This window comes from Pseudoxanthomonas sp. JBR18 (assembly GCF_028198165.1).
GTDB lineage: Bacteria > Pseudomonadota > Gammaproteobacteria > Xanthomonadales > Xanthomonadaceae > Pseudoxanthomonas_A.
The window spans coordinates 2,385,557-2,405,514 of record NZ_CP116339.1 but is presented as its reverse complement, the minus strand read 5'-3'; the positions used below and the strand labels follow the sequence as shown (position 1 = coordinate 2,405,514).

The 19,958-nt window shown below is 67.6% G+C and carries 22 protein-coding genes; 8 read left to right on the top strand and 14 right to left on the bottom strand.

What is annotated here, in order from left to right; all coding sequences use genetic code 11:
- Positions 1–66: 66 nt before the first annotated feature.
- From PJ250_RS10765 to PJ250_RS10750, 4 genes are all read right to left on the bottom strand, one after another.
- Positions 67–516, bottom strand: a complete 450-nt coding sequence (locus PJ250_RS10765) for an EF-hand domain-containing protein (RefSeq protein WP_271644528.1) — start codon at positions 514–516, stop codon at positions 67–69.
- A gap of 85 nt (positions 517–601) precedes the next feature.
- Positions 602–2,290, bottom strand: a complete 1,689-nt coding sequence (locus PJ250_RS10760) for an ABC1 kinase family protein (protein WP_333909479.1) — start codon at positions 2,288–2,290, stop codon at positions 602–604.
- A gap of 83 nt (positions 2,291–2,373) precedes the next feature.
- A complete protein-coding gene (locus tag PJ250_RS10755; protein WP_271644527.1) occupies positions 2,374–4,881 on the bottom strand; it encodes an ABC transporter permease in 2,508 nt (835 codons plus the stop codon).
- Positions 4,878–5,600 (bottom strand): ABC transporter ATP-binding protein, encoded by a 723-nt coding sequence (locus PJ250_RS10750; protein ID WP_271644526.1) that lies wholly within the window; start codon positions 5,598–5,600, stop codon positions 4,878–4,880. The genes PJ250_RS10755 and PJ250_RS10750 overlap by 4 nt, the downstream gene beginning before the upstream one ends.
- 33 nt (positions 5,601–5,633) lie before the next feature.
- Here PJ250_RS10750 and PJ250_RS10745 point away from each other — a divergent pair, with 33 nt between their 5' ends.
- Both PJ250_RS10745 and PJ250_RS10740 read left to right on the top strand, forming a co-directional pair.
- On the top strand, positions 5,634–6,299 hold the full coding sequence (locus tag PJ250_RS10745) for an arylesterase (protein WP_271644524.1): 666 nt from the start codon (positions 5,634–5,636) through the stop codon (positions 6,297–6,299).
- A 135-nt stretch (positions 6,300–6,434) separates the two neighbouring features.
- Positions 6,435–6,698, top strand: coding sequence for a hypothetical protein (locus tag PJ250_RS10740; RefSeq protein ID WP_271644522.1), 264 nt, complete (start codon positions 6,435–6,437; stop codon positions 6,696–6,698).
- 15 nt (positions 6,699–6,713) lie between these two features.
- Here PJ250_RS10740 and PJ250_RS10735 read toward each other — a convergent pair whose 3' ends face one another.
- Entirely contained in the window at positions 6,714–7,001 is a 288-nt protein-coding gene (locus PJ250_RS10735; RefSeq protein ID WP_271644521.1) for a DUF3247 family protein, read from the bottom strand.
- A gap of 187 nt (positions 7,002–7,188) precedes the next feature.
- On the opposite strand from PJ250_RS10735, the gene PJ250_RS10730 reads away from it, so the two are divergent.
- Positions 7,189–7,401, top strand: coding sequence for a hypothetical protein (locus PJ250_RS10730; protein ID WP_271644520.1), 213 nt, complete (start codon positions 7,189–7,191; stop codon positions 7,399–7,401).
- 11 nt (positions 7,402–7,412) lie between these two features.
- Here the strand turns inward: PJ250_RS10730 and PJ250_RS10725 are convergent, their stop codons facing one another.
- Together PJ250_RS10725 and PJ250_RS10720 are read right to left on the bottom strand one after the other, a co-directional pair.
- Positions 7,413–8,096, bottom strand: coding sequence for a DsbA family oxidoreductase (locus PJ250_RS10725; protein WP_271644519.1), 684 nt, complete (start codon positions 8,094–8,096; stop codon positions 7,413–7,415).
- 351 nt (positions 8,097–8,447) lie between these two features.
- The gene (locus PJ250_RS10720) at positions 8,448–9,182 is read right to left on the bottom strand and encodes an SDR family oxidoreductase (protein WP_271644518.1); all 735 of its coding nucleotides are present in this window, start codon (positions 9,180–9,182) and stop codon (positions 8,448–8,450) included.
- Between the two features lie 164 nt (positions 9,183–9,346).
- Here PJ250_RS10720 and PJ250_RS10715 point away from each other — a divergent pair, with 164 nt between their 5' ends.
- Positions 9,347–10,288: an AraC family transcriptional regulator gene (locus PJ250_RS10715; RefSeq protein WP_271644517.1), complete on the top strand. Its 942-nt coding sequence runs from the start codon at positions 9,347–9,349 to the stop codon at positions 10,286–10,288.
- Positions 10,289–10,304: 16 nt separating this feature from the next.
- Here the strand turns inward: PJ250_RS10715 and ligD are convergent, their stop codons facing one another.
- From ligD to PJ250_RS10700, 3 genes are all read right to left on the bottom strand, one after another.
- On the bottom strand, positions 10,305–12,761 hold the full coding sequence (gene ligD / locus PJ250_RS10710) for a DNA ligase D (protein WP_271644516.1): 2,457 nt from the start codon (positions 12,759–12,761) through the stop codon (positions 10,305–10,307).
- 10 nt (positions 12,762–12,771) lie between these two features.
- Positions 12,772–13,719, bottom strand: a complete 948-nt coding sequence (locus PJ250_RS10705; RefSeq protein WP_271644515.1) for a non-homologous end joining protein Ku — start codon at positions 13,717–13,719, stop codon at positions 12,772–12,774.
- A 106-nt stretch (positions 13,720–13,825) separates the two neighbouring features.
- On the bottom strand, positions 13,826–14,326 hold the full coding sequence (locus PJ250_RS10700; RefSeq protein WP_271644514.1) for a DUF3224 domain-containing protein: 501 nt from the start codon (positions 14,324–14,326) through the stop codon (positions 13,826–13,828).
- Between the two features lie 154 nt (positions 14,327–14,480).
- Here PJ250_RS10700 and PJ250_RS10695 point away from each other — a divergent pair, with 154 nt between their 5' ends.
- Positions 14,481–15,050: a DUF3016 domain-containing protein gene (locus tag PJ250_RS10695; RefSeq protein ID WP_271644513.1), complete on the top strand. Its 570-nt coding sequence runs from the start codon at positions 14,481–14,483 to the stop codon at positions 15,048–15,050.
- 83 nt (positions 15,051–15,133) lie between these two features.
- A complete protein-coding gene (gene msrB / locus PJ250_RS10690; RefSeq protein ID WP_271644512.1) occupies positions 15,134–15,607 on the top strand; it encodes a peptide-methionine (R)-S-oxide reductase MsrB in 474 nt (157 codons plus the stop codon).
- Between the two features lie 20 nt (positions 15,608–15,627).
- Here msrB and PJ250_RS10685 read toward each other — a convergent pair whose 3' ends face one another.
- Positions 15,628–16,110, bottom strand: a complete 483-nt coding sequence (locus PJ250_RS10685; RefSeq protein ID WP_271644511.1) for an EF-hand domain-containing protein — start codon at positions 16,108–16,110, stop codon at positions 15,628–15,630.
- 12 nt (positions 16,111–16,122) lie between these two features.
- A complete protein-coding gene (locus PJ250_RS10680) occupies positions 16,123–16,539 on the bottom strand; it encodes an EF-hand domain-containing protein (protein WP_271644509.1) in 417 nt (138 codons plus the stop codon).
- Between the two features lie 162 nt (positions 16,540–16,701).
- On the opposite strand from PJ250_RS10680, the gene PJ250_RS10675 reads away from it, so the two are divergent.
- Positions 16,702–16,986 (top strand): DUF4031 domain-containing protein, encoded by a 285-nt coding sequence (locus PJ250_RS10675; protein WP_271644508.1) that lies wholly within the window; start codon positions 16,702–16,704, stop codon positions 16,984–16,986.
- 24 nt (positions 16,987–17,010) lie between these two features.
- On the opposite strand, the gene PJ250_RS10670 is transcribed toward PJ250_RS10675, so the two are convergent.
- Positions 17,011–17,541, bottom strand: a complete 531-nt coding sequence (locus PJ250_RS10670) for a DUF6630 family protein (RefSeq protein WP_271648600.1) — start codon at positions 17,539–17,541, stop codon at positions 17,011–17,013.
- 165 nt (positions 17,542–17,706) lie between these two features.
- Between PJ250_RS10670 and PJ250_RS10665 the strand changes: the two genes are divergently transcribed.
- A complete protein-coding gene (locus tag PJ250_RS10665) occupies positions 17,707–17,952 on the top strand; it encodes a DUF3297 family protein (protein WP_271644507.1) in 246 nt (81 codons plus the stop codon).
- Between the two features lie 39 nt (positions 17,953–17,991).
- Here PJ250_RS10665 and PJ250_RS10660 read toward each other — a convergent pair whose 3' ends face one another.
- On the bottom strand, positions 17,992–19,956 hold the full coding sequence (locus tag PJ250_RS10660; protein WP_271644506.1) for an alpha/beta hydrolase family protein: 1,965 nt from the start codon (positions 19,954–19,956) through the stop codon (positions 17,992–17,994).
- Between the last annotated feature and the right edge of the window lie 2 nt (positions 19,957–19,958).

Sequence of the window (19,958 nt, the reverse complement as noted above, 5' to 3'; positions counted from 1 at the left end):
CGTCCCAATGTCAGTACTAGCACGATAGTCCAGAAGAGCTGCTGCCCTCAAGTCATCGAGAATAATTCATTGCCGCTGGCCTCCCGGCGGCCTTCCGAATTCATTGTGTGTCAGCCGCCCGTCGCCATTGCGGTCAAGCGCGCGGAAAAACTGCTTTGCCGCCTTGCGGTGCTCGTCGCGTGAGATGAACCCATCCCCGTCCAGGTCTTTTTGCTGAATGTCCGTGGCCGCAACAGCGCTGACTGCCGCTGTGGGCAAGGCCACCGGCGTGCCCGGCTGCTGGCCGTAGACATGGGTGCGCAGCCAGACCTGGAGCTCGGCATGGCTGATCTTTCCATCGCGGTCGGCATCACGCTCGTTGAAATCAACGTCGACGAAGGCCGCGTTCTCCTCGCGATCGATGACACCATCACCATTGCGGTCGGCGCGCCTGAAGGTGTCCTCCCGCGTCTGCGCATCAACGCAGGTGGTGAACAACAGCAGCGTCATGCTGACGATTGGGGCGGCAACGCGCATTTCGCATTCCTTCGCGAGTGTTCGAAAGTCAAGGCTAAAACGTTGATCGCGGCACTGTGAAGACACCCTGGGCCACAGTCCCCTGTCAACGGCTCTTGACCTTCCGGTCCCCCAGCAGCGCGCTGATGACGATGCTGGCGCCGAGGATGGCGCCGATGAAGAACAGAATCAACGCCACGGCCGGGTAGCCGAACAGCGTGGTGGCGGTGGGGATGCGCATCATCAGCGCCGAGGCCAGGATCAGCGCAGCGGTCACCACGCCGGCGGCGACGCGGTTGGCGATCTTCTGCAGGCTCTCCATCAGGTGGGATTCCTCCAACCCGGAGATGCGGATCTGCAGTTTGTTCTCCGAGAGCAGGCCGAGGATATCGGAGAGCCTGCGCGGGCCTTCGCGCGCCAGCGACTGCAGGTCCATCAGCTCGCTGGCCATGTTGGGCGAGGAGAAGGACTGGCGCAGGCGGGCGCGCATGACGTGCTGCAGGTGGCCCTCGACCACCGCCTTGGCATCCAGCTCGGGCGAAAGCGCGCGGCACACCGTGTCCAGGTTGAGCAGCGCCTTGCCCAGCAGTGACAGTTCCGGCGGCGTGCGCAGGCCACAGGCCATGGCCGTGCGGACCAGGTCCAGCACGGTGCGCCCTTCCGAGATCGTGCCGGCATGCGCGGAATAGCGACTGATCAGCTGGCCGATCTCGCGATTGAAACGTTCGCCGTCGAAGTCTTCCAGCTGCGTGCCCAAGGCGAGCATCTCGCGCGCCACCGACTCGCCGCGGCCGTCGACCGCGGCGAACAACAGCTTGAGCAACGTCTCGCGCTGGCCGGGCGGCACATTGGCCACCATGCCCAGGTCGAAGATCGCCAGGCGGTTGTCCGGGGTCACCCGCAGGTTGCCCGGGTGTGGATCGGCATGGATTTCGCCATGCACGAAGATCTGGTCCAGATAGCCACGCAGCAGGGCTGAGGCCATCGGCAGCATGGGCTGTTCGATGCGGCGCACGGCGGGCACGTGGTCCACGCGCACGCCTTCCACCAGTTCCATCACCAGCACCCGGCGCCGGGTGAGGTCCCATACCGGGCGCGGCACCATCAATTCGGGATAGGCATTGAGGTGCGAGGCGAAGCGCTCCAGGTTCTCGGCCTCGGCCACGTAGTCCAGCTCGGCCATCAGGGTGCGGCCGAACTCCTCCAGCCAGTCGGTGAAGCGCACGCTGCGGCCCACCTTGGTCAGCCGGTCGGCGGCCGTGGCGATGGAGCGCAGCATCGACAGGTCCGACATCAGGCGCTGGGCCACGCCGGGCTTCTGCACCTTGACCGCCACCGGCGTGCCATCGCGCATGATCGCGCGATGCACCTGCGCCAGGGAGGCCGTGCCCAGGGGCTGCATGTCGAAGTCCTGGAAGACCTTGCTCAGGCGCACGCCCAGATCGGCTTCCAGCGCGTCCCGGATCTGCTCGGAGGGAATCGGCGAGACGTCCTCCTGCATGCGTTCCAGCGCCACCGCGTACGCGGGCGGCACGATGTCCGGACGCGTGGAGAGCATCTGGCCGAGCTTGATGAAGGTCGGCCCCAGGGCCTCCAGGTCACGGCTGAACTCTTCGGGCGTGCCATCGTCGATGGTCACGTCCTTGATCAGCGAATCATCGGAGAACCCGGAAAAGACCCCCGATTTCCGGTACCGGAACAGGAACCGCATGATCTGCCGGCGACGTTCCATGGCGCCCTCGCCCTGTGGCGCGGCGGCCACGGCCGGCGAGGGGCTGGTCCCGGATTCGGTCATGGTCGGAAGGTCTCGAGGAAGGCAACCATGATTGTGTGAACAGGCCGGTCACAGGGCAGTGAAGCCCGCCCGGCGCGCCGCGCTCACCCCTGCAGTTCGCGCAAGGTCACCGATGGCGGCGCATCGAGCACCTTGCGCGTAGCGAACAGGCCAGCAATCAGCGCGGCCAGGACGCCGACCAGACCACCGACCAGGGCCAGGGTCCAGTTCGGCGCCCACGGCAGGTCGAAGACCTTGACCGCCACCACGCCAGCCAGCACCGAGGCGGCCACCGCGGCCACCAGGCCGGACAACAGGCCGATCGCCGCGAACTCCGAGGCCTGGGCCGCGCGCAACTGGCGCCGGCTGCCGCCCAGCACGCGCATCACCCCGCCCTCCAGCAGGCGTTCGTCCTGGCTGGCGCTCACCGCGGCCATCAGCACCAGCAGGCCAGCGGCCAGCGAGAACCAGAACACCACTTGCACCACCGTACTGACCTGGTCGGCCGTGCTGCGCACCTGCTTGAGCACCTGGTCGATATCGATCACCGACAGGTTGGGAAAGGCTTGCACCAGCTGCGCGGTGAAGCGCGGATGCCCGTCCGGCACCTTGACCGCCGTGATGTGGCTGGCCGGATAGTCCTGAAGCACCCCCGGCGAGACCATCACGAAGAAGTTCGGCTTGAAGCTTTCCCAGTCCACCTTGCGCAGGCTGGTGATCCTGCCCTCCAGCGTCTGCCCGGCGATGTCGAAGCTCACCGTATCGCCCAGCTTCCAGTGCAGATCCTTTGCGAAGCCCTCCTCGACCGACAGCTCCGGGGTCGGCGTGGGCGCCGGGCCCCAGAACTTGCCGGCGGTGATCGTGTTGTCGTCACGCAGCGTGGTCGCGGTGGACAGGTTGAACTCGCGCTCGGCACGGCGCCTGGCCTGGTCGTCCGCATAGTCCGCACCGCTGCTGGGCTGACCGTTGTGGCTGACCATGCGCCCGCGCACCATCGGGAACAGCACCGGCGCCGCCAGTCCCTGGGCCTGTACGAAATCGGCCACCGGCTGCACCTGGTCGTCCTGCACGTTGATGATGAAGCGGTTGGGCGCATCGGCCTGCAGCGCCAGCTGCCAGCGGTCCAGCAGGTCGGTGCGCACGAAGGTCAGCAGCAGCAACGCCATCAGCCCCAGCCCCAGCGCCGAGATCTGCGCCACGCTGGTGCCTGCACGCCGGCTGACGTTGGCCAGCCCGTAGCGCAGCGCGCCACGCAGGCGCCCGCGCAAGCGCCGCACCGCCAGGATCAGCAGCCACGCCAGGCCTGCCAGCACCACCAGCGTGGCGGCGATCCCGGCCAGCATCGCCAGCCCCAGCGTGGCCGAGCCCGCCTGCCACCACAGCAGCGCGGCCAGTCCGGCGAAACCGGCCAGCGCGACCAGCACGGCGCTGGGCTCGGTCGGGTCCAGATCGCGCCGCAGCACCCGCAGCGCGGGCACCCGCCGCAACGCCAGCACCGGCGGCGCGCCGAAGGCCAGCAGCACCACCAGCCCGACGCCGTAGCCGCGCAGCACCGGCAGCCAGCCCGCTGGCGGGATCGCCACCTTCAGGGCCTGCGCCAACCAGCCGCCGATGCCCCACTGCAGCGCGAAGGCGATGCCCACGCCGATCGTGCAGGCGATCAGCCCCAGCAGGATCAGTTCGCCCACATGGATGCCCACCAGCCGCGCCTGCTGCGCGCCGAGACAGCGCATCACCGCCACGCCGGACAGATGTCGCTCGCTGTGCCGGCGCGCGGCCATTGCCACCGCCACGGCGGCCAGGATCACTGAGACCAGCGCCGCCAATCCCAGGAAGCGCCCGGCGCGGTCCAGCGCCGAACGCACTTCCGGACGCGCGTCCTGGATGGTCTCCAGGCGCTGGCCGCGCCCCAGTGCGTCACGGGCGATGCCGGTGAATCGCTCGACCGCGCCGGCGTCTCCGGCGACCACCAGCCGGTAACCGACGCGGCTGCCCAACTGCACCAGGCCGGTGGAGGCCAGGTCGGCGGCGTTGAGGAACACCTTGGGCGCGACGTTGAAGTAGTCCAGGGCCGCATCCGGCTCCTGGGTCACCAGGGCAGCCAGGGTGAAGCTGGCATCACCCAGGCTGACGCGATCGCCCAGCCGCGCGCCCAGCGTGTCGGCGCCGGCGCGCGTCATCCACAGCGTGCCGGGCGCGGGGATGCCCTCGGCGGCATGCTCGGCCGGCGCGGCTGCCGTGGTGATGGTGAAGTGGCCACGCAGCGGGAAGCCTGCGCCAAGCGCGCGCAGGTCGCCCAGGCGCAGCTGCGCGTCGTCGCCGTCGCCCACGCGAATCATGGTGTTGAGCTCGGTGGTCTGCGTGCGGCGCAGGCCATCGGCCTGGGACGCGTCCAAGAGTCTGCCGGTGATCGGCGTATCGCTGCGCACCACCGCGTCGCCACCGAGCAGGCGGTTGGCCTCGATCGCCAGCGCGCGCCCGGCGCGATCGGTCACGAAACCCACCGAGGTCACCGCCACGACCGCCAGCACCAGCGCGGCCAGCAGGATGCGGATCTCGCCGGCCGCCAGGTCGCGGCGCAGCTGGCGCCAGGCCAGGCGCAGGGTGCTCATGCGCCGGCGACCAGGCTGCCGCTGTCCAGGCGCAGCACGCGCGTACAGCGCGCGGCCAGCGCTTCGTCATGGGTGACCAGCACCAGGGTGGTGCCCGCCTGCGCATTGAGTGCGAACAGCAGCTCCTCGATCGCCTGACCGGTGCGCTGGTCCAGGTTGCCGGTGGGTTCGTCGGCGAACAGCAGCGCCGGCCGGGTCACGAACGCGCGTGCCAGCGCCACGCGCTGCTGCTCGCCCCCGGAGAGCTGGCGCGGGTAGTGACTCAGGCGCCCGGACAGGCCGACATCGGCCAGGATTTTCTCGGCCGGCGCCTGCGGATCGGCATCGCCGCGCAGCTCCAGCGGCAGCATCACGTTCTCCAGCGCGGTCAGCGAGGGCAGCAGCTGGAAGTTCTGGAACACGAAGCCCACCTTCTCGCCGCGCACCCGCGCCCGGCCGTCCTCGTCCAGCGCCGAGAGCACCGCGCCATCCAGCGTGACCGTCCCGCTGCTGGGTGTATCCAGCCCGGCCAGCAGCGACAACAGCGTGCTCTTGCCCGAGCCCGAGGCCCCAACGATGGCGACTGTGTCGCCGTGCTCGATCTGGAAGGACACTCCATCGAGGATGGTCAATGTGCTGCCTGGCAGGCTGACCTGCTTGCCCAGTGACTGGACCTGCAGCACGGGCGTGCGCGCGGAAGTGAGGGGCTTGTCAGCGTGCAGCAGGGGGGAGTCAGCCATGATGGGAGTGTCTTGGACCACGGGAAGATGACGATGCCTTCAGCTTATGCGGCCATCCGCCGCTCCACGCAATGGTGGTTGGCCCTGGTGCTGCTGACATTCATGCCACCTTTGCTGGCGCAGGCACCCAAGGCCGCACCGGCCGCGTCCACCAAGACCGTGCTGGTCATGGGCGATTCGCTCTCGGCCGGCTATGGCCTGGGCCCGAACGAGGGCTGGGTGCCGCTGACCGTTGCCAGGCTCGGCAAGGAAAAGCCCGGCTGGAAAGTCATCAATGCCAGCATCAGCGGGGAGACCAGCGCCGGAGGCGCTTCACGCATCAACGCGCAGCTGCAGCGGGTCAAGCCGGCGGTGGTGGTGATCGAACTGGGCGCCAACGATGGCCTGCGTGGCCTGCCGTTGGCGCAGACCAAGGACAATCTCGAGAAGATGATCACCGCCTCGCAGGCCGCCGGGGCCAAGGTGCTGCTGCTGGGCATGCGCATGCCGCCCAACCTGGGCCGCGCCTACACCGAGGGCTTTGCCGATAACTTCAGCGCCCTGGCCAAGCGGTATGGGACAGCATTCGTGCCGTTCTTCCTGGAACCTGTGGCCGGTGACCGGGCCAACTTCCAGGCCGACAACCTGCATCCTACCGCCGCAGCGCAGCCGCGGATCCGCGACTACGTCTGGCCCAGGCTGGCGCCGCTGCTGGACTGACCCGGCGCGACCCGGTGTACCCCAGCAAGGGCCGCCTCGAATGGGCGGCCTTTGCATTTTCCCAATGCGGACTTCATGCCCATCCAACATGACGGCCGAGATGATCGGCCGGCCTTCCCCAATCGGAGAATTCCCATGTTGCGTGCCCTGTTCGTTGGTGGCGTGGTGGACAACAGCGAGATGGACATGGACGGCCCGCAGCCGCCCGTGCACTACCCGGAAAACGGCCACACCGGCCGCCCGCGCTATCGCCTGCAACTGATCGGCACCCAGGCCGACGACGTCGTCTACGCGGTCTATGGCGCGCCGGATCTGCCGCGCGAGGAAGTGCAGCGCGTGGCCGAGGAGCGGGGCTACGCCCGCCGCTTCGAGGGCAGCGAAGAAACTGTCGCCGCCTGACGCATCTCCCGCAGATCAGAACGAGCCGAGCGGTTCGACCTTGGCGACGGTATCAAGCCAGACCACGTGCTGGTGCGCAGGATCGTCCAGGTCGTCCAGCCGCAGCAGGCTGTTGGTCCCCTCCTGGCCGTCCATGTCGCGAAAGGTCTGGACAGTAGGCCGGACTGCGACCGTCCCGCGCAGCTGACCGCCGTCTTCCAGGGTCAGCTCGACCCGGGCTTCGGAGGGCAACTGGGTGACCAGGGCTTCGAGGCGGGCGATTTCGTCGCGATGGGTGTGCACACGTTGGGCAAGCTGGCTCATGGAAGCGTTCCTGCGGGACAGGCACGCATGATCGACTCGCCCGGCGAAAGACGGCGTCTAGGCCGAAGCCGACCCGCGGATCAGACTTTTCCTACGCGTGTCCGAGGCGGCGGCCGAGTGCCCCGCTTCGTGACGGCGCGCACGCTATGCCCCGTGGTGCACACCCGTGCACCGGACGAGGTTCGCCATGCAACGCGTGCTCTTCACCATTGCCGCAAGCGACCAGGGATGGCAGCTGTACGAAGGGGAACACGGACGATTCTGGTTCACTGATCGCGACGAAGCCCTGCACACGGCCAGCGTCATCGCCTCGAGCCTGCACGAACGGCACGGGATCTCCACCGCCGTGATCATGGACATGGCCGGGCGCGAAGCCGTGCTGGTCGCCCGCCACGGCTGATCGGGCAAGGCTCAGGCCGACAGCCCCGACAGTTGGCGCAGCGCCTGCTCGAAGGTCTCCACCGGTTGTCCACCCTGCAGCAGGTGCTGGTTGTTGAAGACGACCGACGGCACCGCATTGATCCCGGCCTGGCGCCAGCGGGTTTCATCGGCACGCACGGCTTCTGCATAACGATCGCTTTGCAGCACCGCGCGAGCCGCATCAATCGAAAGCCCGGCCTGCGCGGCGGCGGTGGCCAGCACCTCGTGGTCGGAGACGTCTTCGCCTTCGGTGAAATAAGCCGTCAGCAACGCCCGCTTGAGGCGCAGCTGTGCCGCATCGCCCTGTTCCCCGGCCCAATGCAGCAAGCGGTGCGCATCGAAGGTGTTGAAACTGCGCGTGCGCTTGTCCGGGTCGAAGGTGAACCCCAGCTCGGCGCCACGCGCGCGGATCGCCTCGTTGCTGGCCTTGTACTGCTCGGCGCTCATCCCATACTTGCGCATCAGCCGCTGCTGCAGATCTTCGCCGCCCGGCGCCAAGTCCGGATCCAGTTCGAACGGCTGGAAATGCAGCTCAAGTTGCAGGCCGTCGATGCGCTGCGCGGCCGCCAGCAAGGCCTGCAGGCCGATCGCGCACCATGGGCACACCACGTCGGATACAAAATCCACGCGGACCGGCTGTCCGTCGACCGGCCTGGCGGCAGGCGTTGCGCTCATGGCGATGTCTCGATTGAAGAAGCCCGCATTGCAGCGCGCGCCTCCCACCGACTCAAGCTTGCCAATGGGATGCTCCGTGCCGCGTCATCCATGCATCGGGCTGCCGTGACAACGCCAGGCAGGCATGAAAAACGCGCGCGGCAGTGAACATCGCCACTGGCGCCGCATCGAGCACCGTCGGGACTCGATGCGGCCGCCAATACCGGGTCGCACACCCGCCCGAGGTATTTCCTCGGGCAGCGGGCCGTGCGTGCCGGTCGTTTCGTTGCCGGACGTGGCGGATCGGCCATGGGCGGTGAAGCGACGCCCGCACTGGATGCGCGAGCGCTTCGCCCATGGCACACGCAGCCCTCAGTAAGGGCTGGCGGTGGGACGCACGATGATCTCGCTCACGTCCACCGCGTCGGGCTGGCCGATGGCGTAGGCGATCGCGTTGGCGATGGCCTCGGCGGGAATCGCCAGGGCGCGGAAATCGTCCATGTAACGGCGTGCGTCGGCATCGCTGATGTCATGGCCCAGCTCGGAACTGGTCACGCCGGGCGAGATCACGGTCACGCGCAGGTCCGTATGCTCCTGGCGCAGACCATCGGAGATGGCCAGCACCGCGAACTTGGTCGCGCTGTATACCGCGCTGGTGGGATACACCAAATGCCCGCCGATGGAGGAGACGTTGATGAACTGGCCGCTGCCCTGGGCCTGCATGACCGGCAGGCCGGCGGCGATGCCGTGCAGCACGCCGCGGATGTTGACGTCGATCATGCGATTCCATTCGTCGACCTTGCGCGCATCCAGGCGCGAGAGCGGCATTACGCCAGCGTTGTTGACGACCACGTCGACAGCACCGAACTCGGCCTTGGCCAAGGCCACGAGCGCTTCGACATCGGCCAGCTCGGTCACATCGATGGCCCGCCAACGGGCGCTACCGCCGGACTCGGTGATGGATTCGACCAACTGCTGCAGGCGGTCGGCGCGCCGCGCCCCCAGGACCACGTTGGCGCCCTGTGCGGCGAGCACGCGCGCGGTGGCCTCGCCGATGCCGCTGCTGGCGCCGGTGATGACGACGGTCTTGCCTTGAATGTTGGACATGGAAATGCTCCGTTGCGAGGGCCGGGCGACATGACCGGCCGGAGCCGCCACGATGCTCGGAGGCGCCGATCGGACGGTATCCGGTTCCTGCGCCACGATTGCCTGATCCTCCGAACCTGCACCACTGGCGCCCGAGCATCGCGACGGCTGCTTAGACTGACGCCATGGCGCAGCCCCCTTCGACCTCCTCACACCATGCACCGCCGGCCGATGTCCTGCGTTCCGCGCCGCTGCGCGAACTGGCCCAGCGGATTGAACGATCCACCAGCGGCAATGGCGTGCATGCCACGGCGTGGCCACCCCTGACCCTGGCCCGCGCCGACGCACCGGCGGCGATGGCCACGGTGGCGGTCCAAGAGCCCTCACTCTGCCTGATCGCCCAGGGCGGCAAGCAGGTGCTGCTGGGCAGCGAGGTCTTCGAGTACGACGCCTCACGCCACCTGCTCGCCTCGGTGGACCTGCCGGTCACCGGCCGGGTCACCAACGCCAGCACGGCACAGCCCTATCTATGCTTCATCCTGCGGCTGGAGCCGCTGGAGATCGCCACACTGGTAAGCGAACTGGCGCCGATGACGCATGCGCTTCCCGCACCCGCGCGGGGGTTGAGCCTGGGACCGGCTGATCCGGCCCTGATCGAGGTCGCCGTGCGGATGATGCGGCTGCTGGACACACCGGACGACCTGCCCGCACTGGCCCCGCTCCTGATGCGCGAACTGCTCTATCGCCTGCTTCACAGCGATCAGGGCGGCATGCTGCGCCACATGGCCGTGGCCGACTCGCCGGGCCAGCGCATCAGCCGCGCGATCGGCTGGCTGCGGACGCACTACCGGCAGCCGCTGCGCATCGACACCATCGCGCAGTACGCGCACATGAGCCCGTCATCGCTCCACCAGCACTTCAAGGCGATCACCGCCATGAGCCCGCTGCAGTACCAGAAGCAGCTGCGCCTGCAGGAAGCCCGCCGCCTGCTGCTGGCCGGCGCGTCCGATGCGGCCGGTGCGGGCCATGCGGTGGGCTATGAAAGCCCTTCGCAGTTCAGCCGCGAGTACCGCCGCCTGTTCGGCGCACCGCCCTTGCGGGATATCGCCAGGCTCCGCGCGCAGTAGCCGCGCCGCCAGCCCATCAACCATGCGGTAGCGCCTGCTTCAGCCCGGCCATGCCCTCCCACGGATCGCGCCGCAGGCGCGCGGCGCGCTGTAGCGCCTTGTCCAGCGTGAACGCACCAGGGGAACTGACCTTGCCCAAGTCTTCCCAGCGAAGCGGCACGGCCACGGTGGCGTGTTCGCGCGCGCGCAACGACCAGCTGCAGACGCTGGTGTTGCCGCGGCCATTGCGCAACCAGTCGATGAAGATCTTGTTGCCGCGCTGGTCCTTGCGCATCGTGGCGACGTAGCGCTCGGGCCGGTGCTGGGCCATCGCATTGGCGAAGGCCTCGCAGAAGGCCTTGACCGTCTCCCACGAAGGTCCAGGTGTGATCGGCACGACCACGTGCAGGCCCTTGCCGCCGGACAGGCGCACGAAGCTTTCCAGCCCGGCCTTGCGCAGGTTGTCGCGCACCTCGCGCGCGGCGGCCTTGGTCTGGGTCCACGACACCCCCGGCCCCGGATCCAGGTCGAACACCAGCCGATCCGGCCTTTCCGGCGCGGCCACCGTTGCCCCCCAGGGGTGCAGCTCCAGCGTGTTCATCTGCACCAGCGCCAGCACGCCCTCGACATCTTCCACATAGAGGTAATCCTCCTGGCCGCTCTTCTGCTTCAGCGGCACCGCATGCACGCCCGGCCCCAGCGAGGGGGCGTGGTGTTTCTGGAAAAAGCACTCGCTGCCAGCACCGTCCGGGCAGCGCAGCAGAGACAGCGGACGGCCGGCCAGTTCCGGCAGCAGCCATCGGGCGACGCGCCGGTAGTAATCGGCCACCTGCCCCTTGGTGATGCCATCGGCCGGATAGACGACCCGGTCCGGGTGGGTGATCGTCACCGCCTTGTCGGGCGCGGCGTCGTGCTTGAGATCGGCCATCGTCTTGTCCTCCCGCAGGCGTTTGAACGCGGCCTGGCGCAGCAGGCCCTCCTTGCCCCAGCCGCGATAGGCCACTTCGGCCAACAGTCGGGGCCTGACCCAATGCACGCTGCGCGCGTTGAACGGCACATGCGCCGGCAGCGCCACGGCGGCCTGGTCGCTGTGCAGGGCTTGCAGGCGCTTCAGCAGCACAGCCAGCGTGGCATCGTCGAAGCCGGTGCCGACACGGCCGACGTACTGCAGCACGCCGTCCTGCACGCGCGCCAGCAGCAGCGAGCCGAAGCCGGTGCGCGCGCCCTTGGGCGGTGTGTAGCCGACGATGGCGAACTCGTCGGACTGTTCATGCTTGGCCTTGATCCAGGTGCCGCTGCGCTGGCCCGCATAGGGCGCATCGGCGCGCTTGCTGACGATGCCTTCCAGGCCGGCCTTGGCACTGGCGGCGAGCACCTCCGCGCCATGCCCGGCCACGTGTTCGCTATAGGCGATCAGGCCGGGCCTGGGGCCGATCAGCGCCTTGAGCAGCGCCTTGCGTTGCACCAGCGGCGCGCGGCTGATGTCCACACCCGCCACGCCGGGCAGGTCGAACACCAGGTAGCGCAGCGGCGTCTTGGAGGTGCCCTCTAGGCTGCGTTGCAGGGCGGCAAAATCGCTGCGGCCCTGCGCGTCGATCACTACCAGCTCGCCATCCAGGCGTGCATCGCGCAGCGGCAGCGCGCGCACGGCCTCGACGATCTCGGGAAAGGTGTCGTTCCAGTCCAGGCCGTTGCGCGAACGCAGCCTGACCTGGCCTTCAACCAGATCGGCCAGCAGCCGATAGCCATCCCACTTGATCTCGTGCAGCCAGTCCTCGCCGGTCGGCGCGTGCGTGCGCAGGGTGCACAGCTGAGCCGCGAAACCGGCCGGGTACTGCGTGTCGCGCGCGCCGTCCAACGCGAGCGCGCGCTTGCGCCAAGCGGCGTCCCGCTTGGTGCCGGATCGCTTGGGCGGTTTGGCGACTTGTCGGGACGCTCCCTGCGGCTTTGCCCGGTTCGGGCAAGGCCGCTTGGCAGGCGGCGCGCGATCGACCAGATCGTCGGCCTCCTGGTCGGCGGCGAAGGCATCATCGCGCTTGATCAGCAGCCACTGCTTCTGCCGGCCCTTCATCTGCGTGCGCACCAGCTTCCAGGCACCCCCCAGCTTCTCGCCTGTCAGCACGAAATCCAGCTTACCCGCCGCGATCGCGGCCAGCGGATCGCCTTCGCTGGCCCAGTGGCCGTGGTCGAACACGTCCACATGCCCGGCGCCGTAGTGGCCTGCGGGAATGTCGCCCTCGAAGCTGGCGTAATCCAGCGGATGATCCTCGACCTCGACCGCGAGTCGCTTCTCCCCTGCGCGCAGCGATGGCCCCTTCGGCACCGCCCAGCTCTTGAGCACGCCATCGGCCTCCAGGCGGAAGTCGTAGTGGCGCGAGGAGGCGTGATGCAGCTGCACGACGAAGATCGGGCGATGGCGGGCGCCGCGCGTGCTTCCCGTTGGCTCCGGTGTCTGGTCGAAGCGCCGCTTGCGCGCGTATTCGTGCAGGGACACGGCCGCGCCCTCAGCCGGCCTTGCGCTGCGGCGCCTTCCTGGCGGTCTTCTTTGCCGCGGTCTTCTTGGCGGCCTTCTTCGCGGCCGCCTTCTTGGTGGCTTTCTTGGCGACTTTCCCGCTTGCCACCTTCTTGGCCGCCGCCTTCTTGGCCGGCGTGCGCTTGTTCTCACCCAGCGACTTCTGCAGCAGGGCCATGAAGTCCACCACGTTGGTCGCATCGCCCTCGCGCTCGTGCGCCGGCTCGTCGACCCGTGCCGTGGCGCCCTTGGCCTGGATGCGCTCGGTGATGAGGGCCTGCAGCCGCTCGCGGAACTCATCATGGTACTCGTCGGGGTTCCAGTCCGCGCGCATGGACTGGATCAGCTTGCGCGCCATGTCCTTCTCCCTGGCCGAGACGCGATAGTCGCCGGTGCTGCCGCTTGGCAGCTTGTAGTCGTCGGGATCGACCAGCTCCTGCGGGTAGCGCAGCAGCATCAGCACCAGCGCGTCACCTTGCGGCATCACCGCGCACAGGTATTGGCGGGTGCGGATGACCACCCGCGCGATGCCGACCTGTCCGGTGTCGCGCAAGGTCTCGCGCAGCAGCACGTAGCCCTTCTCGGCTTTCTTGCCGGGCACCAGGATGTAGGGCTTCTCGTAATAGCGCACGTCGATCTCGGATGCATCGACGAAGGTCTCCACCTCGACCGACTCATGGCCTTCGGGCGCGGCGGATTTGATGTCCTCCTGCTCGACCACGACGTAGTTGCCCTTGTCGTACTCGAAGGCCTTGACGATGTCCTTCCACGGCACTTCCTCGCCGGTCTCGGCGTTGACGCGCTCGAAGCGGATCGGCGACTTGTCGCGCGCATCGAGCATGCGGAAGTGCAGGTCGACCTTGCGCTCGCCGGACATCAGCGACACCGGCACGTTGAGTAGGCCGAAGGTCAGGGTGCCGCTCCAGATCGGTCGGGCCATGGCAGGTCTTTCGCACGCGAAGCGCGGCAGGCGCCGCAAGGCCCCAAGTGTGCGAACGGCGCCCGTGGATGGGTCGTGACGGCAGCCGGCCAAGCCGGCTGCGCCTTCAGTCCGCGTCGGGCAGCGTGTAGGCCAGGTCGTAGAAGTGCTTGCCGTCTTCGATCCTGATGTCCAGCGTGCCGGCGATGCCGGCCAGGGCACCGGTCCCCGAACCTGGCGAGACCTGGACTTCCAGGGCACGGCTGTCGCCATGCATCACGCCGCGATGGACCAGGACGAAGGTCCCTTCCTTGCCCTCCAGGGTGCCGCTGACGCGCTCGATCGCCACATACGACGCCGAGGTCGGGACCTTGGCCCGCGCAGCAAGCATTTCGCCCACGCCTTTGCCCACCAGATCGCCGCTGAAGGTCTTGTCCAGCGACATGCGGCTCAGTTCGTTGCCGTCATGGCCGGCCGGTCCGATCGCGCCCTCGGGCTGAATACTGACTTCGAAGGTTCCTGTGGCGTGACGCATGCGCGATGCCTCCTGTGCGAGCGCGGCCGGGATGGCCAGTGCCAGGACCAGCGGCAGGCAGGCACATCGGGCGGTCGTGCGCCAATCGGACATGCTGACACTCCACGGGTCGGGACCGTCATCCTAGCCGAATGCGCACGTCCGCCAAGGCTGGAGAAACGCAGGCGAAACGGCGGTCGCCCAGGCCGTGAACATTCACGGGGGCAGGCGTAGCATCCAAGACCTCCTCAATGACGGAGGAACCGCCATGAAACGTCTTGCCCTGTTCACCGCGACCGCCCTGGTGGCGCTTGCCAGCCTGGACGCCTCGGCGGCCGTGCGCAACGTTACCGACCCGGACCAGCCGCGGGCATTGCCCCAGGAAGGCCCGGTGTCGGTTTCCTGGACCGATCCATCCCAGTTCGGCGACATCCGCTACAGCACCAACCGCTGGGAGGCCGAGCGCGGCAACTGGGTGCACGACCTGGCCACCTACCTGCGCAAGGAAGCCGCCAAGGACCTGCAGCCCGGCCAGACCCTGGACGTGCGCATCACCGACATCGACCGTGCCGGCGAATACGAGCCCTGGCACGGCCCGTCGGCCGACCACATTCGCGTGATGAAGGACATCTACCCGCCGCGCATGACCTTCGATTACACCCTGCGCGATGCTGATGGCCATGTGGTCGACCAGGGTCAGGCCAAGCTCCTGGACATGTCCTACCTGATGGGCGCCCGTCCCCTGGACAGCGACCCGCTGCGGTACGAAAAGCGCATGATCGAGCGCTGGACCAATCGCGAGTTGGGGAACCCCCGCACCCTGACCAGCACGCCATAGCGTCCGGCCCGGCCGCGCCGGTTGAAGGCGGCCGCGTTCGCCTCCATTGTGTTGCCAGCCCCGGAGCCAGACAGGACATCGCCATGCAGTCGTTCGATCTCACGCCTCCCGACACGACGCAACGCGCCGCGTTGATCGCCGGACTGAGCGAGGAGGAGCGCCACGTGCTGCTGCAGCACGGGACCGAGGCGCCCTTCTGTGGCGCGTTCCTGGACAACAAGCTGGAGGGGGTCTACACCTGCCGCCTGTGCGGGTTGCCGCTGTTCGCTTCCAGCGCCAAATTCGATTCCGGGACCGGCTGGCCCAGCTTCTTCAAGCCGATCGACCCGGCGCACGTGCGCACGATCCGCGACACCAGCTACGGCATGATCCGTACCGAAATCACCTGCGCCCGCTGCGACAGTCATCTCGGGCACGTGTTTCCCGACGGCCCGCCCCCGACCTATGAGCGCCACTGCCTGAATTCGGTCTCCCTGGCCTTCACCGAGGCCGGCGCGCCGCTGCCCAACCCCTTGGGGCGAGGCGGTGCGGAAGCCGGACTGGCCGAGGCGGCCTAGTCCCGGCCGCGCCCACTGCGCTAGAACGGCGCGAAGTCGTCGCTGGTGAGACGCCCGTCGCCATTGCGGTCGTACTTGGACATGGATTGATCGGCGAAGTCGACGAACTCGGCCTCGCTGATCAGGTTGTCGTAGTTCTGGTCCATGCTCATCAGCTGCGCCCGGGCCATGCCATCGGCACCGATGCCGCCGGCGTTGGGATCAATCGAGGCGCGCAGTTCGTCGAGGCTGACGTAACCATCGTGATCGCGATCGAGGGCAGCGAACGACTGCCGCGCTCCGGCGTCGTATTCGGCCTGATCCACGAGACCGTCGTGATTGGTATCCAGTTGGCGGAAGCGTGCCTGACCCGATTGCGCCCAGCCAGGCGCTGCCAGCGTCGACAGGGCAATCAACAGCGACGCGGTCGACACAGTCCTGAACATGCGGGCGGTTTGGAACCAGAAAGAAAGGCGGCCCCATTCTGAACCAGATCGCCGGGTGCCGTGCGCCGGCGATCGCACGGCCGGCCATCGCTAGTTCGCGCCGGGCCCCGCGGCCTGCTTCATCTCGGCCTCGGTTACATAGCTATCCTGGTTGGCATCGGTCCGCTTGAACAGCGCGGTGGCCATGGCCAAGTGCTCCTGCGCATCCACGCGCCCATCGCCATTGCGGTCCATCGCGGCGATAGCTTGGCGGACCTGGGCTTCGTCGGCAGGCTGATCCATGGCCTTGCGCGTGGCCTGCATTTCATCGACGCTGATCGCGCCGTCCAGATTCAGGTCGAGCTGCTTGAACATGGCGCTGGCGGCTGCGGCATGTTCCTGCGCATCGACCCGGCCATCGTGGTTGGTGTCCATCGACATGAAGCGATCGTGGATCGACTCGGCGCCCAGTGCATTGCCGCAACAGGCGAAAATGGCCAGCGCGGCCAAGGGACGGATCGGATCCATGGTGAATTCTCCGGCGACACCGTGCCGCCTTGGAATGCGCACCGTGGCCGTTGTGCGGTTAGGTAGCTGTCAAGCGTTCGGCAGCAGGATGTAAACAGGAGGCGTCCAGGCGGCCGGGCGCCCTACGAGCAGGGGTCGCAAGACGAGCAACAGGAGCGGGTGATGGCGGTCTACGTGGACGATGCGGTGATGGCCTGGCGCGGTCAGCGCTGGGCGCATCTGATGGCCGATACGCTGGAAGAACTGCATGCCTTCGCCGCGCGGCTGGGCATCCCGCGCCGCGCCTTCCAGGACAAGACCAGCGGCGCCCACTACGACGTCACCAGCGAGCTGCGCCTGCGGGCGATCGAGCTGGGCGCCGAGCCCATCTCACGCCACGCCGACCGCGCCAAGGTCCGCGCGGTGATCGCCGTGGCCAAGGCCCAGGGACGTGGGCTGGCGCCTTAGACCGCCGCGCCGCGCGAGAGCGGCTCAGCCCGCTTCATTGGCGGTGCGCAACTCGAAGCCCAGGACTTGCGCCAGCGCGCGCATGCCATCGTCGTCGCGGCGCAGGGCCATCCAGCCGCCATAGCCGTCCGCGTCGGCGTTCCAGCACCACAGCGTGTAACCGTGCGGGCGCAGGCTGTCGTAGGCCCGGGACAGCAGCACGGGCACGTCCAGGGTCTCCATGAAGTCCTCATCGTCGCGGTCACCGCCCCACTCGATCTGCAGGCCATAGCGCGCGGCCAGTTCGTCGATCACCTCGAACGTGCCGTCCACATCGTCGGGCATGACGAAGAACCCCGAGGTCCAGTCGACGATATCGCGCAGGAGCCAGGGCAGCGACTCGGCCGACCCGGCGGCCATGCGCTCGCGCAGCAGGTCGAACTGGCGTAGCGCGGTGTCCTCATCGCCCGGGTTGATCAGTTGGAGCAGGTTCCAGGCCAGGGCTTCCGGGGCGTCGGCCTCGTCCGGATCGAATCCTTCGAAGTCGTCTTCGTAGTCAGCGGTGTTGTCAGGCAGGGACATGGGGAGGGACAGGCATCGGAGGTGCGACAAGGATCGCGCGTGCGTCGCTGCTTGCAAAGTGAGGGCGCGATCACCTCCAGTAACCGCGCCCCTGGCGGATGCATCCTGGCGACGCGCCCTTTATCCTGTGCGCCCTCGTTTTCCAGCATGTGCGCACCTATGAGCGATACGCCTCCCGACCGCTTGGCCGTCGACCCCCGCAGCCGCTTTCACGATCAGTCCGCGCTGGACCGGGGCGTGGGCGTGCGTTTCAACGGCACCGAGCGCGACAACGTGGAGGAGTACAGCGTCTCGGAAGGCTGGATCCGCGTCCAGGTGGGCAAGTCCCTGGACCGCCGCGGCCAGCCGATGACGATGAAGATCAAGGGCACGGTGGAGCCGTACTTCAAGACCGAGGCACCCTGACGCTCGCCGGCGGCGGCGCATCTCGCGCCGCCTTGAGGTTCATTTTGCGGTCTGGCCGCCCAGGTGCGTGCCGAGGAACGCGAGCAGACGGCGGTAATATTCGCGCCGATGGGCATCGGCGAAATAGCCGTGACCTTCGTCTTCGTAATACAGGGTCTCCACGGGCACGCCCGCGCGCTTGAGCGCCTTTTCCATGCGCTCGGTGTGCACCGGCGGTGCGCGCGTGTCCTTGCCGCCCGAGGCCAGGAACACCGGCACCTTGATCCGGTCGGCCAGGTTGACCGGGGAAACCTCGTCCAGCGCGTCCTTGTCGCCGACCCAGTCCTTGAGCCAGGTCTGCGTGGACGCCGCGCCATCGCTATCATCGCTGACCATGCGTGGCAGGTCGTAGACGCCGACATAGCCCACCGCGCAGCGATACAACGCAGGGTCCCGCGCCGCCCCCATAAGAGCCGCATAGCCACCATAGCTGGCACCGTAAATGCAGATCCTCGATGGATCGGCAATGCCTTGGTCGATCGCCCAGCGAGTTGCGTCGGTGAGGTCGTCCTGCATCGATCGCCCCCATTGGCGGGCGCCCGCCTGCTCGAACGCCCGTCCGTAATGCCCCGAGCCACGATAGTTGACTCGCAGGACCGCATAACCTGCCTGCGCCAACAACTGGCTGTCGTCATCGAACGCGGGGCCGTCGTAAATACCGAACGGCCCGCCATGCGGATTGATGATCAGCGGCAGGTCCTTGCCATTGCCTGCCATGGGCAAGGTGAGGTAGCCATACAACGTCAAGCCGTCGCGCGCGCTGAAACTGACCTCATGCGATAGGGGCATCTTGGCAGGATCGAACCATGTCCTCAGGCTATAAATTCCTTCAGCCTTCTTGCTCACGGTGTCGTAGAGATAGAAGTCCCCGCTGTTGGTGCCACTCCAGGTCTGCACAACCGCAAGGCGGCCGTCCAGGGTCGACGAGGTCACCGCGACAGCCTCCTCCGGAAACGCCTTTTCCAAGGAACGCTGCAGGCGTGCAGCTGGGTCCTCGTCCGAGAAGTAGCGACTGACAGTCCGCTCCCGGGTGAAGCGCGCGCCAATCGGTTGGCGGCCATCCGCCGACCAGATCACGCTGTCAGGATCAACGACGGCGTCGCGCATCAACTCCGTGCGCGCGCCAGTCTCCACATCCCAGGCCAAGATACTGTCCGGGCCTTGCGGGTGTTCGGTCCGTAGATAGGCGGTGCGGCCGTCCCGGGAAAAACCCAGCGCCTGCATAGCCACATGGCTCTGTGCCTCATCGTTGACAAGCCGCCAGTCCTGTCCGTGGCCATCCCGGTAATAGAGCTTGCTGACGTTGTCACCCCCGGCGCCTTGTGCGAAACGCACTTGCCCCTGCACATCCGTAGTAAAGCTGGCATTTCGGACCGGGGCGGTCGCGATCACGAACCGGCCCCGGTTGTAGACATTCAGGCTCTCCACACGCGTCACCGGATCTGCCTGTGAAAGCGGAGAAGATGCGACGAGCACCTTGTGGTCGTCGCCGGGCATCGTGTCGAACATGAAGACCACGTTCTTCGCGTCCGACCGAAAAGGATCTCTCCCCGTCGCGACGTCGATGGCAAAGGGACTGGCAATAAGGGCCGCGCCACTGCCATCGGCATTGACCGCGTGCAGTTCGCCGGTCGGATATGGCTGGGCGCGGCTTCCGAACTGGCGGTCCATGGCCACCACCACGCGGGTGTCGTTGACCCACCAGAAGCCACCGACGCGCGAGTTTTCGCCCCCGACCACCTTTGCGGTGGGCTTACGATCGCTGCGACGGACAATCACCAAGCCCGTCCGATCCTCCAGTGGCATGGTGACCGCGTAGAACTCGCCGGTGGGCGAAATCTTGATCTGTTCGTAGCGGTCGCGCCTGAGAAACGCATCCACGTCCACCTGGGCCAGCGCCAGCGCCGGCCACATCGACAGCCACGCCAACAGCGCGGCCACCAGCCGCATCCCTGTGTATTTCATTC